The organism is Leucobacter chromiiresistens, assembly GCF_001477055.1.
Classification (GTDB): Bacteria; Actinomycetota; Actinomycetes; order Actinomycetales; family Microbacteriaceae; genus Leucobacter; species Leucobacter chromiiresistens_A.
This window is the reverse complement of the sequence record NZ_LDRK01000098.1, coordinates 1-12,783: the sequence shown is the minus strand read 5'-3', so window position 1 is coordinate 12,783 and position 12,783 is coordinate 1. Positions and strand designations below refer to the sequence as shown.

Annotated in this window: 14 protein-coding genes; 2 read left to right on the top strand and 12 right to left on the bottom strand. The window is 72.2% G+C overall.

The features are described 5' to 3' along the window. Positions 1-168 precede the first annotated feature (168 nt). Positions 169-2,292, bottom strand: a complete 2,124-nt coding sequence (locus tag NS354_RS11285) for a YhgE/Pip domain-containing protein (RefSeq protein WP_058594578.1) — start codon at positions 2,290-2,292, stop codon at positions 169-171. After that, positions 2,289-5,132 carry an MMPL family transporter gene (locus NS354_RS11280; protein WP_082678050.1) on the bottom strand — a complete coding sequence of 948 codons (2,844 nt, stop codon included), beginning with the start codon at positions 5,130-5,132 and terminating at the stop codon, positions 2,289-2,291. Before NS354_RS11280 ends, NS354_RS11285 begins: the two co-directional genes overlap by 4 nt. A 148-nt stretch (positions 5,133-5,280) precedes the next feature. Here NS354_RS11280 and NS354_RS11275 point away from each other — a divergent pair, with 148 nt between their 5' ends. Then, entirely contained in the window at positions 5,281-5,973 is a 693-nt protein-coding gene (locus tag NS354_RS11275) for a TetR/AcrR family transcriptional regulator (protein ID WP_058594577.1), read from the top strand. A gap of 12 nt (positions 5,974-5,985) precedes the next feature. On the opposite strand, the gene NS354_RS11270 is transcribed toward NS354_RS11275, so the two are convergent. Further along, on the bottom strand, positions 5,986-6,612 hold the full coding sequence (locus NS354_RS11270) for an FMN-dependent NADH-azoreductase (protein WP_058594576.1): 627 nt from the start codon (positions 6,610-6,612) through the stop codon (positions 5,986-5,988). Positions 6,613-6,671: 59 nt separating this feature from the next. On the opposite strand from NS354_RS11270, the gene dcd reads away from it, so the two are divergent. Further along, entirely contained in the window at positions 6,672-7,277 is a 606-nt protein-coding gene (gene dcd, locus NS354_RS11265) for a dCTP deaminase (RefSeq protein ID WP_058594575.1), read from the top strand. A 15-nt stretch (positions 7,278-7,292) separates the two neighbouring features. Here dcd and NS354_RS11260 read toward each other — a convergent pair whose 3' ends face one another. From NS354_RS11260 to NS354_RS11220, 9 genes are all read right to left on the bottom strand, one after another. Then, positions 7,293-7,631: a DMT family transporter gene (locus NS354_RS11260; RefSeq protein ID WP_058594574.1), complete on the bottom strand. Its 339-nt coding sequence runs from the start codon at positions 7,629-7,631 to the stop codon at positions 7,293-7,295. Continuing rightward, a complete protein-coding gene (locus NS354_RS11255; protein WP_241490497.1) occupies positions 7,628-8,038 on the bottom strand; it encodes a DMT family transporter in 411 nt (136 codons plus the stop codon). The genes NS354_RS11260 and NS354_RS11255 overlap by 4 nt, the downstream gene beginning before the upstream one ends. Then, positions 8,035-8,343, bottom strand: coding sequence for a hypothetical protein (locus NS354_RS11250; RefSeq protein WP_058594573.1), 309 nt, complete (start codon positions 8,341-8,343; stop codon positions 8,035-8,037). The genes NS354_RS11255 and NS354_RS11250 overlap by 4 nt, the downstream gene beginning before the upstream one ends. Positions 8,344-8,445: 102 nt before the next feature. Next, positions 8,446-10,446 (bottom strand): cytochrome c oxidase assembly protein, encoded by a 2,001-nt coding sequence (locus NS354_RS11245; protein WP_058594572.1) that lies wholly within the window; start codon positions 10,444-10,446, stop codon positions 8,446-8,448. A 207-nt stretch (positions 10,447-10,653) separates the two neighbouring features. Beyond that, positions 10,654-10,932 (bottom strand): HU family DNA-binding protein, encoded by a 279-nt coding sequence (locus NS354_RS11240; RefSeq protein ID WP_010155690.1) that lies wholly within the window; start codon positions 10,930-10,932, stop codon positions 10,654-10,656. A 282-nt stretch (positions 10,933-11,214) separates the two neighbouring features. Beyond that, positions 11,215-11,520, bottom strand: coding sequence for a 30S ribosomal protein S14 (rpsN, locus tag NS354_RS11235; protein ID WP_010155689.1), 306 nt, complete (start codon positions 11,518-11,520; stop codon positions 11,215-11,217). Between the two features lie 2 nt (positions 11,521-11,522). Beyond that, positions 11,523-11,690, bottom strand: coding sequence for a 50S ribosomal protein L33 (rpmG, locus tag NS354_RS11230; protein WP_010155688.1), 168 nt, complete (start codon positions 11,688-11,690; stop codon positions 11,523-11,525). Next, complete coding sequence (gene rpmB / locus NS354_RS11225; RefSeq protein WP_010155686.1) at positions 11,690-11,926, bottom strand: 50S ribosomal protein L28; 237 nt, start codon at positions 11,924-11,926, stop codon at positions 11,690-11,692. Before rpmB ends, rpmG begins: the two co-directional genes overlap by 1 nt. A gap of 193 nt (positions 11,927-12,119) precedes the next feature. Continuing rightward, positions 12,120-12,665, bottom strand: a complete 546-nt coding sequence (locus NS354_RS11220; protein ID WP_058594571.1) for a hypothetical protein — start codon at positions 12,663-12,665, stop codon at positions 12,120-12,122. Positions 12,666-12,783: the final 118 nt, after the last annotated feature.

The following is a 12,783-nucleotide window of genomic DNA, read 5'->3' as shown; positions in this document are numbered from 1 at the left end:
GCGGGGAGGGGGGAGGCCGGCCGACGTCGCCAGGAGCAGCGGCGGGCGCCGGAGGCGGCGTGGCGGCGGAGGCGGCGTGGCGGCGGAGGCGGCGTGGCGGCGGAGGCGGCGCAGGGAAGAGCGGCGAAGCGGCGCGGGCCCATCGCCCACGCCGCCCCGCCGCACCCCCTACCGCGCCGCCGAGCGCCGCGCGCGAGCAACCGCGAACGCGGTCAGCAGCAGACCCGCCGCCGCCCAGAGGGCGAGCACCACGGCCGGGCCCCCGGCCGATCCGGCGCCCGTCGCGATGCCCAAGAAGCCGTCGAGCGCCGCCCCCAGCGGGCTCGCGTCGCCCACCGCGGCGAGCGGTGCCGGTACGGTCGAGACGACGCCGACGGCGAAGGCGACGACCAGCAGCACGAAGGCGAGGAACCGTCCGGCGCCGCCGAGCAGCGCCGACAGCCCCTGCACGAGCAGCGTGAAGGCGACGCCGGCGACCAGCGCGAAGCCGAGGAACCGCATCCCCTGAGCGACGTCGTACCCGAGTGCGACGGGCAGCACGAGGCCGGCCGCGGCGCCCTGGATCGCGCCGAGCACGACCGCCGGGAGCGCGCTGCGCAGCGTGATGTACCCCACGCCGCGCGCCGCATCGCGGGTGCGCCGCCACAGTGGCGCCAGCACGAGGAACGCGGCCAGTGCACCCGCCCAGAGCGCGATGCCCGCGAAGAGCGGGGCGCCCGAAGCGGTGAACAGCTCGTCGCTGCCGCCCTCGGCCAGCACCGGCGTCACGGCGGTGCGCGCGAGCCGCTCCCGCTCGGCGTCGGTGGTGACCGGCACGCTCTCCGCCGCGGTGTCGAGACCGGTCGCGAGTTCGCCGGCGCCACCGGCGAGCTGCTCGGTGCCGCCCGCGAGTTCTCCGGTGCCGTCGGCGAGCTGCGACGCGCCGTCGGCGAGCTGCGGGGTGCTGGCGGCCAGCTCCCCGGTGCCGGCGCTGAGCGCCGCCGCGCCGTCGGCGAGCTGCGACGCACCCGCCGTGAGCTGCGCGCCCTCCGCCGCCAGCCGGTCGAGGCCCGAGCCGAACTCGGTCAGCCCGTCGGTGAGCTGCCCGAGCTGCCCGAGCTGCGCCGCGGGGTCCGTCCCGGCAGCGCCGCCGCCGAGCTGCTGCTGCAGCGCGTCGGCGGCCTGCGCCACGCCCGCGGCGCCCGCACCCGCGTCGGCGAGCCCGCCGCCGATCGCGCCGGCGTGGGTCTGCAGCCTGCCGGCGAGCCCCTCGCAGAACTCGGGGTCGCTCCCGCTCGCGAAGCACTCGGCGACCAGGGGCTCGATGTCTGCGGCGAGCGCCGTCGCGCCGGCGCCGGCGCTGGTCAGCCCTTGTTCGAGCTGCGCCGACGGGGCCGCCGAGCTCGCCTGCAGCTGCTGCAGCGCCCCCGCGAGGCTCTGGAGCTGCTGCACGGCGGTCGTCGCGCCGGCCGCGAGCTGCGGGTAGGCCTCGGCGAGCTGCTGCGCGCCTGCGACGTAGGAGTCGACGCCCGTCGCGAGGTCGCCCGATCCGGTCGCGAGTGCGCCGGCTCCGCTCGCGAGCTGCTGCGTGCCGTCCGCGAGCTGCCGGGTGCCGTCGGCGAGCTGCGTCGCGCCGTCGTCGAGCTGCGCGGCTCCCGCGGAGAGCTCGGATGCGCCGTCGGCGAGGCCTGCAGCCCCGTCTGCGGCGTCGCCCACCCCCGCGCCGAGCTCGTTGAAGCCGACGTAGACGCCGTCGACGAACTGCTGGCCGAGCTGCTCGTTCAGCACCCGCGTCGCGGTCTGCGTCACGATGCTCGAGAGCGCGGTGTCGATGAGTCGGCCGCGGTCGCTCTCGGTCACGTCGATCCTCGCCTGCGTCGCATCGCCCGGGTCGCCCGACAGCGAGGTCGCGTCTCGCGAGAAGCTCTTCGGGATCGTCACGACGGTCGCGTACCGCCCGTCGGCGACGCCCGCGGCGGCGTCGCCTGCGTCGGTGAGCACCCAGGTGAAGTTCGTCGTGCCGCCGTCGGAGGACGTCGCGCCCGCGCTGGAATCACCGTCAGAGTCGGCAGCGCCCGGATCGCCGATGAGCTCGCCCGCGAGTACGCGCCCGAGGGGCACGACCTGCCCGTCGACCTCCGCCCCCTCGTCGAGATTGACCACGGCGGCGGTCACGTGCTCGAGGCGCTCGTTCGGGTTCCAGAGCCCCCAGAGCAGCACGCCGGCGATCGTCAGCGGCACGAGCATGATGCCGACGACCGTGGTCCATCGCACGGGTCGGGTGCTCTTCAGTCGGGTCAGTGCTGCGCTCATCGCGCGCTCCCTTCGTGGTCGCGAAGATGCGACGCCGAGTGCGGTTCTGCAGGGGAATCGCTCGCACCGGGGTCGCCAGCACCGGGGGCGCCCATCCCGGGGGCGCCCGCCCCTGGGGCGACGAGCTCCGTGCCCGGGGGAAGCATCCGCCGCGCGGGTTCGGCGCCGCCGAGCACGAGGAAGGTGCACTCGGGCGCGGCGCCGCGCGAGACGTCGACGGCGTGCGCCGCGAGGGCGGATCGCGCGTCGTCGGCCGCCCCCGGGTCGGCGTCGGCGCCCGAGTGCCCGCGCAGGTCGAGCACGAGCACGGCCGGGCGATCGCGCAGCGCGTCGCGCAGCGTCTCCGCGGTCGCCCAGGCGGAGCGGGAGCGCAGGGAGGCGGCGCGCTCGGGCAGCAGCAGTCCGGCCGCCTTCGCGGTGCCCCCGGCGATGGGCCGTCGACCGGTCAGCGCCTCGGCGAGCGGAGCCGCGTCGGCGAGCTCTCGCGGGTCGAGCACGAGCGCCTGGCCCGCTGCGACGCGCACCGTCGGCGACACGGCGCCGGGGCGCAGCGCGAGCGCGTCCGCCGCCACCCGCGCGTCGGGCATATCGCCGGGCCAGGAGGCGTGCGCGATCTCGCGGGCGAGGCCCTCGCCCTCGACGTCGAAGACGGGCAGCACGCGGCTGAGGCTGCGCGGCATGCTCCAGGCGCGGTCGCCGAGGAGCGCGAGCACGGCCGGCACGAGCGTCATGCGCACGATGAATGCGTCGACGAAGACCCCGACGGCGAGCCCGAGCGCGATCACCTTGATGCTCGGGTCGCCCTCGGGCACGAAGGCGGCGAACACGGCGAACATGATGAGCGCGGCGGCGGTCACCACCTTGGCGCTGCCGACGAATCCGCGGCGGATCGCGGTCTGCGCGTCGGCGCCGTGCACGTACTCCTCGCGGATGCGCGAGACGAGGAACACCTCGTAGTCCATCGCGAGCCCGAAGAGCACGCCCATGAGGATGATGGGCATGAAGCTCAGCACGGGTCCGGTCGCGTGCACGTGGAGGGCGTCGCCGAACCAGCCCCACTGGAAGACGGCGACGACCGCCCCGAAGGCGACGCCGACGGAGAGCAGGTAGCCGAGCGTCGCTTTGATGGGCACCCACACCGAGCGGAAGACCATGGCGAGCAGGATCAGCGAGAGCCCGACCACGAGCACGCCGAAGGGCAGCAGCGCCTCCCCGAGCAGGTGCGACACGTCGATGCCCACCGCGGTGAATCCGGTCACCGCCAGGCTCACGCCGTACTCGTCGAGCCAGGCGTCGTGGTGCGCGCGGAGCTCTGAGACGAGCTCCGCCGTGCTCTCGGCCTGCGGGCCCTCTTCGGGCACGACCTGGATGATGCCGGTGTCGGCGTTCTGGTTCGGCGTGGCGAGCGGCACGTCGTGCACGCCCGGGATGCCGCGCACCTCGTCGGCGAGATCCTCCATCAGCCCGAGCGGGTCGTCGCTCGTGATGATCGAACCGGTCAGCAGGAGCGGCCCGTTGGCGCCCTCGCCGAAGTGCTCGCCGGTGAGTTCGTAGGTGATGCGGGCGGGGTCGGTCGCCTCGAGCGTCTCGGCTCCGGGGAGCGCGAGTCGGAGCTGCGTCATCGGGATGGCCGCGACGCCGAGCACCACCAGCACGGCGAGGATCGTGGCGACCGGTTTCGCGGTGACGGCGCGCACCCATCCGCCGAAGAAGCGGTCGGCGCGGCTCGTCGACCGGGCCGGCCCGCTCGCGGGCGCACTCGCCGGCGCATCGACGGCCTCGCCCGCGACGAGTGCGGCGAGCGCGGCGCGCTGGCGGCGGGGCAGGATCTTCAGCCCGGCCATGGCGAGGATGGCCGGGGTGAGGGTGACGCCGATGAGCACGGCGACCGCGACTCCCGCCGCTGCGGCGACGCCGAGCGCGGTGAGGAACGGGATCCCCGCGACGGCGAGGCCGAGCAGGGCGATGATCACCGTGAGCCCGGCGAACACGACTGCCGATCCGCTCGTCGCAGTGGCGCGGGCGATCGATTCGGTGACGCCGAGGCCCGATCGCAGCTGCTCCTGGTGCCGGCTCACGATGAAGAGGGTGTAGTCGATGCCGACGGCGAGCCCGAGCATCAGGGCGAGCATGGGGGTGGTCGAGGTCATCTCGGCGAATGCGGTGGTGACGAACAGCCCCGCGATCGTGACCCCGACTCCGATGATCGCGATGATGAGCGGCATGCCCGCCGCGACGAGGGAGCCGAGCGTGAAGAGCAGCACGATGAAGGCGATGAGCACGCCGATTGCTTCGGTGGCGGTGAACCCGGGGATCGACACGGAGAACACGTCGCCGCCGTAGGAGACCTGGGTGCCCTCGGGCAGGCGATCCTGGAGGCGCTCGGTCACCTCGATGATGCCGTCGGTCGTGGCCTCGGGCACATCGCTCTGGGCATCGGTGATCTGGATGGTGATGAGCGCAGCCCGCCCGTCGTCGCTGAGCTCGCTCGCCCCCTGCTCGGCGAAGGGGGATGCGACGGCGCTCACGTGGTCGAGCTGTTCGAGTGCGTCGACGGCTGCGACGACGGCCTGTCGGGTGCGCGGCTCGTCCGCCCGCACTCCGTCGGGGGCGACGACGATGACGGTGGCGCTCGTGCCGCTCACCTCGGGGAAGGTGCGGCCGAGTGCGTCGATCGCCTCCTGGGACTCGGTGCCGGGAATGGTGATGGGCGCGTTCGCCCCCTGCGAGAACAGGCCGGCTGCGATGCCGAGCACGGCGAGGATCGCGATCCACGCGGCGAGCACCAGCCATCTCGCGCGGGTCGCCCAGAGTCCGATCGCGTGGAGCAGAGTCGACATGGGGGAGCCTCTCGATCGGGGAAGGGCGGGTTCGATACACGAGTGTATCCGATTCGATGCACGAGTGTATCCGATTGGGTACACTCCTGTATCGGGAGCCGTTCAGGCTAGGCTCTCCCTGCCGACCGAAGAGAGGAGAGGGGCGACGATGACGAGCACCGCGCACCAGGACCCGCCGACGGCGCGCCGACGCGAAACCCGCAGCCGCCTGCTCGACGCCGCCATCGAGGTCTTCGCCGAGGCCGGAGTGCAGAGCGCCTCCGTGGAGCAGATCTGCGCCCGCGCCGGTTTCTCGCGCGGCGCGTTCTACTCGAACTTCACCTCCAAGGAGCAACTGTTCCTCGCCCTGCTCGAGCGCGAGTTCGACCGCCGCATCGACGACGTCGAAGCCACCATCGCCGAGCTCACGCCCGCGCTGCAGCAGCACCACGGCAGCATCGACGCCGAGCAGGCCGCCGGCTACATCGCCCGGTTCATCGCCGCGGAGCAGGGCGACGCCCACTGGATCATCCTCGAGCACGAGTTCGCGCTGCTCGCGATGCGCGACCCCGAGATCGCACCGGGCTACCTCGCACTCCTCGAACGCGCGACCGCCGGCCTCGCCGCACTCGTCGAGACCGCGATCGCCGCGGCCGGCCGCCGCTTCACCCTCCCCGCCGACCGCACCACCGAGCTGATCAACGCCATGTGCGAGCACGCTGCACGCGTCTCAGCCCTGCAGGGCGCCCCCGGCGGCGCGGGCCACCCGCGCGGCATCGCCGCGCTCCCGCACGAGATCGGCGAGCTGCTCTTCGCCGTGACCGAGCCGATCGAGGCGGGCGACGCGACCCCGGTGCCGTGACGGCGCCACCGGTCAGCGCGCGCTGATCGTGCGGCCGAGTTCGGCGGCCTCGTCCACCGCACGGCGCAGGTCGGCCGCAGCCCACTCCACCCCGAGCTCGGGCAGCATCTCCGCGAGCGTGCGGCTCGTGCCCACCACGTGCACCTCCATGCCGAAACCCGCCCCGAAGAGATGCGCGAGCGGCGCCGTGACGAAATCCTGCACCTCGGGCTCGAGCGGGCCGCCCTGCGCGGTGACGATCACCGCGGGCCGCCCCGCCAGCGGGCGCTCCGACCCCGCCCACGACGCCGTGACGCCCGGCACGTGCACCAGATCGATCCAGGCCTTCACCGTCGACGGCATCGCGTAGTTGTACATCGGCGCCCCCACCACCAGGGCATCGGCGTCGAGCAGCTCGGCGATCAGCCGATCCTGCATGCGCTGCGTCGACGCCTCGAGCGGGTCGCCGCCCCGCAGCGCCTCCGGCCAGTGCTGCGCGCGCTCGCGCAGGTGCGGCGGCTGATCGTCGTGCAGATCCCGCTGCACCACCGTGAAATCGTCGCCCCGGCCCATCCACGCCTCGGCGATCGCGTTCGTGAGCACCCGCGTGCGCGAGGCCCCATCGGCGACCGCTCCGTCGATCTGCAGCAGTGTCGGCACGACTTCCCCTTCCCCCGCTCTCGAGACGAGGATACCCGCCGCTCCCGTAGAATCGACCCGTGCTGCTCTCAGATCGCGACATCAAGGCCGAACTCGAATCGGGACGCATCGGGCTCTCCCCGAGCGAAGCCTCGATGGTGCAGCCCTCGAGCGTCGACGTGCGGCTCGACCGCTACTTCCGCCTGTTCGACAACCACAAGTACGCGGTGATCGACCCCGCCGAGGAGCAGCCGGAGCTGACGCGCCTCATCGAGGTCGACCCGGCGGAGGGCTTCATCCTGCACCCCGGCGAGTTCGTGCTCGGGTCGACGTTCGAGCAGGTCTCGCTGCCCGACGACATCGCCGCGCGACTCGAGGGGAAGAGCTCGCTCGGGCGACTCGGCCTGCTCACCCACTCGACCGCCGGCTTCATCGATCCCGGCTTCTCGGGTCACGTCACTCTCGAGCTCTCCAACGTGGCGACGCTGCCGATCCGCCTCTGGCCCGGCATGAAGATCGGGCAGCTCTGCTTCTTCAAGCTCACCTCGCCCGCCGAGCGCCCGTACGGCTCGGGCGCCACGTTCTCCCGCTACCTCGGCCAGCGCGGCCCCACGGCCTCGCGCTCGCACCTCAACTTCCACCGCGCCGACGTGACGACGACCGCGGCCGGAGCTCCGGGCGCCTGACTCCCGACGGGGGCGCTAGTGCTGCGCGCCCAGCTCGACGAGCAGCACCCCGGCGCCGATCAGCGCGATGCCCGCGCCCATCACCCACGTCAGCGGCTCCTTGAAGAGCACGCGGCTCATCACCGCGGTGAGCGCGACGCCGATCGCCGCCCAGATGCCGTACGCGACGCCCAGCGCCATGCCGAGCGACAGCGTCAGCGACAGCATCACGAACGCCGTCAGATATCCGACCACGACAGCGACGAACCAGAGCCGGTTCGGGCGCTTGCCGGGCGCCGCCGTGGTCGCGACGCGCAGCGAGAGCGACGCCGACACCTCGGTGACGATCGCGATCGCCAGAGTGAGGAACATCATGCGCCTACCTCACCCGCTGCTCGCGGCGCCGATGGCGCCGGCGGCGGCGCCTGCGCCGCACCCGCGGCCTGCGCCGCACGGCGCTGCGCCGCCTGCGACCCCAGCTCGACGAGCAGCACGCCACCGATGATCAGCACGATCCCGGCGCCCATGAGCGCGGTGAACGGCTCGCGGAAGACGAGCGTCGACAGCCCCGCGGTGAGCGCAACGCCGGTCGCCCCCCAGATGCCGTACGCGACGCCGAGCGGCATGCCGAGCGACAGCACCTTGCCGAGGCAGACGAACGAGCCGACGTACCCCACGGCGACCGCGGCGTACAGCGCAGGCGCATCCAGCGCGCCCTTCAGGCTCATCGAACCGGCGACCTCCAGCAGAATCGCGGACGCCAGATAGATCCAGGCCCTCACGCGACGCCTCGCGCGCGGCGCGCCTCCGACTCGGCGACGATCCGCTGCTGCTGCTTCGCCTGGCGGGTGAGCACCGTCGAGAGCACGAGACCCCCGACCAGGGCGACCCCGATCAGCAGGTACAGCCCGACGTCCGGGTCGATCACGCGCGCGACGTACATGAGCACGACGAGGATCGCGAGCACCGCTCCCTCGGTCAGCGCGAACCGCAGGAAGAACCGCATGCGCGACCGGGACAGCGCGTCGAACTCGCGCTGGCCCGCGGCGTCGAGTGCGGGCGGGCCGTGCGGGGCGGGGTGCGTCATGCCTCGAGGCTAGCAACCCCGGAGCGTTCGCCGGCGCCGCCGCACCGCACGAGCGGGCGCGTCAGCGCCGGGCCGCGCGGTGCGCGTCAGCGCCGGGGCGCGTCAGCGCCGGGGCGCCGAGCGCTGCGCGTCCCGCCGGGCCTGCTGCGCGAGCATCTCGTTGTACGCCTCGAGCTCGGCGCCGCCCGAGCGGTCGTCCGCGCGATCCTTGCGCTTCTGCTCCTTCTCGTCGCTCCGCGACCACTGGATGGCCACGATCAGCGCCAGCGCGAGCGTCGGCAGCTCGCCGATGCCCCAGGCGATCCCGCCTCCGGTCGACTGATCCTCCAGCGGCGGCGCCCCCCACGTGCGACCCATCGCCCCGTACCAGTCGGAGAGCAGCAGGCCGTCGCCCGTCATGATGGTGACGCCGAAGAACGCGTGCGACGCCATCGTCGCGAACAGGGTGACGATGCGCAGCGGGTACGGGAAGCGGTACGGCACCGGATCGACGCCGATCATCGACAGGTTGAACAGGTAGCCCGAGATCAGGAAGTGGATGATCATCCACTGGTGCCCCAGATGCTCCTCCGCCGCCCACCGGGCGATCGGCGTGAAGTAGAACACCCACAGCGATCCCGAGAACATGACGGCGGCGAAGGCGGGGTGCGTGACGAGCTTCGAGAAGGGCGTCTGCACCCCCCACAGAATCCACTCGCGGCCGCCCCACGAGCCGTCGCCGCGCTTGTGCGTCGCCCGCAGCGCGAGGGTCACCGGCGCGCCGAGCACGAGGCAGAGCGGGATCAGCATCGCGAACATCATGTGGCCGAGCATGTGCACGCTGAAGAGGTACTGCTCGTACGCGTTCAGCGCGCCGTTCGTCGTGTAGGCGAGCAGCAGGATGCCGAGCACCCACGCCGTCGTGCGCCCGGCCGACCACCGGTCGCCGCGCCGGGCCAGCCGCACCACCGCGGCCAGGTACATCGCGATCGCGAAGACGCACACGAGCGCCCAGAGCAGGTCGAACTTCCACTCCGTCAGATACCGCAGCGGGGTGAGCTCGGGCGGCAGCGGATCGCCCGTGAGCCACTCCGCGGGGCCGATGCCGCCCGGCTGGTCGCGCACGGGCTCCACGGCCACCGGCGTCGCGGTGCGGCCGAGCGCCCCGGCGATCCCGCTCGCGACTCCCATCACCGCGAGCTCCGTGACGACGAACCAGGCGAACGGCCGGGTGCCGCTCGCCGACTCGGCGATGCGCGGAATGAGCCGCACCCGCTGCATCGCCCCGAAGGCGCCCAGCACCACGAGCGATCCCGTCTTGAGCAGCACCAGCTGCCCGTAGCCGGTGCCGAGGAGCGCATCCCACGAGCCGACCCGCAACCAGGCGCTCACGACGCCCGAGGCTGCGACGCCGATGAACGCGAGCAGCGCGATCGACGAGTAGCGGGCGGTGTACGCCGAGAGACGCTGATGGTCGATCGTGCGCGCGATGCAGATCAGCGTGAGCAGGCCTCCGAGCCACACCGCGGCGCCGACGATGTGCACGAGCAGCGCGTTCACCGCGGCGCCGTGCCCCGACGCCCCCGCGGCGTGCCCCTGCTGGGCGAGCGGAAGCGCCGTCGCGAGCGCCGCGACCAGCACCACCAGCGTGAGCTTCCTGCCGCGGATCGCGAAGGCCAGCACCGTGGTCACCGCGGCGAGCAGCAGTTCGAGCAGCCAGAACTGGCCGAGCTCGATCTCGGTCAAGAACTGCGCGAGACCCGCCCCGAACGAGGCGTCGCCCGAGAACGGCTGGCTCGACACGTCCAGGTAGGTGAACAGCGTCGCCGCGGCGCTCGCCACGGTGAGCACCGCAGCCGACCCCGCCGCGAAGTCCATGGCGAGCCGCGTCTCCGGCCGGTCGTTCGCGAACACCCAGACCGCCATCACCACCGAGCCGATGAGGCCCGCCATCGCGATGTTCACGATCGTGCGCGTCACCGGCAGCCCGAAGCGGACGAACGCCCCCGGATCGGCGATCGACCGCTCGGCGGCGGCACCGCCGATGCCGAGGCCGAGCCAGAGCGCCAGCAGCGTAGCGGCGAGCAGCACGGCGGGGGCGAGAACGCGGACGAGACGGGGCACCCGACTAGCCTACGCGCACCGCGGTGTGAGCTCGGTCGGCGCCCGTGGGGGGCGCCGGCGCCGCCGCTTCCGTCTTCGTCGTCCCCGCGGGCTCGGCGTCCGGCCCCCCGCGTCTGCTCCTCACTCGCGCGGACCGCCGAACCCGGGCGGCGAAACGACGAAACCCCCGAAGCGCTGTGCGGTTCGGGGGTTTCGAGGAAGACGAAGTTACTTGACAGCAGCCTTGAGCTTGCTGCCGACCGACACCTTGACGCGCTTGCCGGCGGGGATGTCGATGGACTCGCCGGTGCGGGGGTTGCGGCCGGTGCGAGCAGCGGTGGTCGCGGTCTCGAAGGAGATCCAGCCGGGGATCGACACCTTGTCACCCGAAGCGACGGTGTCGGAGACAGCGGAGAACAGCCCGTCGATCACGCTGGAGACGGCTGCCTGGCTCTGGCCGGTCTCGGCGGCGATCTTCGCGACAAGCTCGGTCTTGTTGAGTGCCATGTTGTGTCCTTCCAAGGCGGTGCGCCGCAATCGGGCACGCCCCTAGATCTGGGTTCAGGGTTCCCTCCGGGTGGAGGGTCCGATCGATTGATCGGTACGAATCTACCCCAATTCGGCGGAATGATGCCGAACTTCAGTCGGGGATTCCCCAGACTTAGGTATTGAAAAGCGATATTGCAGTGGTCCGAGAGCGTTTTTCAGTATCGATCGCGTACAACGCGGAATGGCGCGGACCCCGAAGGTTCCACGCCATTCACGCTGCAGCTGTTCCCAGCGGAAGGGTTACCAGCTCGACTTGGTGATGCCGGGCAGCTCGCCGCGGTGCGCCATGTCGCGGAAGCGCACACGGGAGACGCCGTACTTCGTCAGCACGCCGCGGGGGCGGCCGTCGATGACGTCGCGGCTGCGCACGCGCACCGGCGAGGCGTTGCGGGGCAGCTTCTGCAGGCCGACGCGTGCGGCCTCGCGGCTCTCGTCGGTGCCGTTCGGATCGACGAGGGCCTTCTTCAGCTCGAGGCGCTTCGCCGCGTAACGCGCAACGATCGCCTGACGCTGCTTGTTCTTCGCGATCATGCTCTTCTTCGCCATGATTAACGCTCCTCTCGGAAGTCGACGTGCTTGCGGATGACCGGGTCGTACTTCTTCAGCACGAGACGATCGGGGGTGTTGCGACGGTTCTTCTTGGTCACGTAGGTGAACCCGGTGCCTGCCGTCGAACGGAGCTTGATGATCGGACGTACGTCCTTGTCCTTAGCCATTAGAGCTTCACCCCGCGCTTCTGCAGATCAGCGACTACCGACTCGATGCCGCGTGCGTCGATCATCTTGATGCCCTTGACCGAGAGGGTCAGGGTCACCTTGCGGCCGAGCGAGGGCACGTAGTAGGTCTTCTTCTGGATGTTCGGATCGAACCGGCGCTTGGTGCGACGGTGCGAGTGCGAAATGTTGTGACCGAAGCCGGGAACGGCGCCGGTCACCTGGCACACTGCTGCCATGATGTTTCCTCTCATACCGTGAGACCGGACGGTCTCACCCAAGATTTCTTGTCTGCGCGAGTCTGCCTCGGCGCCGGTTTCGGCTCGCTGCGATCGATTCACGCGGTCTGCGCACTGGGACGGCGCACAGCCAAAGATCGAGCATACGCCACTCCGGAGCTGCGGGCAACCGGAGTATCGGCGAGTGGGCGATTCAGGGGTCGTGTTCGCGCTTCACCTGCGCGAGACGGGTCTCCGCCTGCGCGTAGGCGAGCGACTCCTGCTCGAGCACGTATTCGAGGTCTCCGATGTTGGTGCGCAGGATCTTCACCACGTCGTCGAGCTCGGCGCGCGCCCCGATCTGCTCGCTGATCCGCGCTTCGGCTTCGCTGATCCGAGCCTGCTCGGAGTCGAGCGCCGCACGCGCGCGGTCGAGGTTCTGCCGCGCGATCTCGACTTCGGATTCGACGCGTGCCTTGTCGCGCACGACGTCGCGCAGCTCCTCCTCCGCCTCCGCGCGGGCGCGGCGCAGGCGCTCCGCCTCTTTGTCGGCGAGGCGGCGCTCCCACTCGGAGAGCGACGAACCGCGATCGGCGAGGGGGTCCGCACGCCCACGCGGACGCGGCGCGCGGACCCCCTCGCCGATCGCGGTTCGTCGCTCGCCGAGTGGGGGCGCCGCCGCGGCGACAAGGGGGCGGAGCGCCTGCGCCGCGCCCGCGCGGAGGCGGAGGAGGGAGCTGCGCGCGGTCTTGCGCGGCAAGGCCGGCGTCGAATCCGAGGTCGCGATCGCGCGGCCGCAGCTCGACCGCGCGCGTTCGGCGCTCGACTCCGAGCAGGCTCGGCTCAGCGAAGCCGAAGCGCGGATCAGCGAGCAGCTA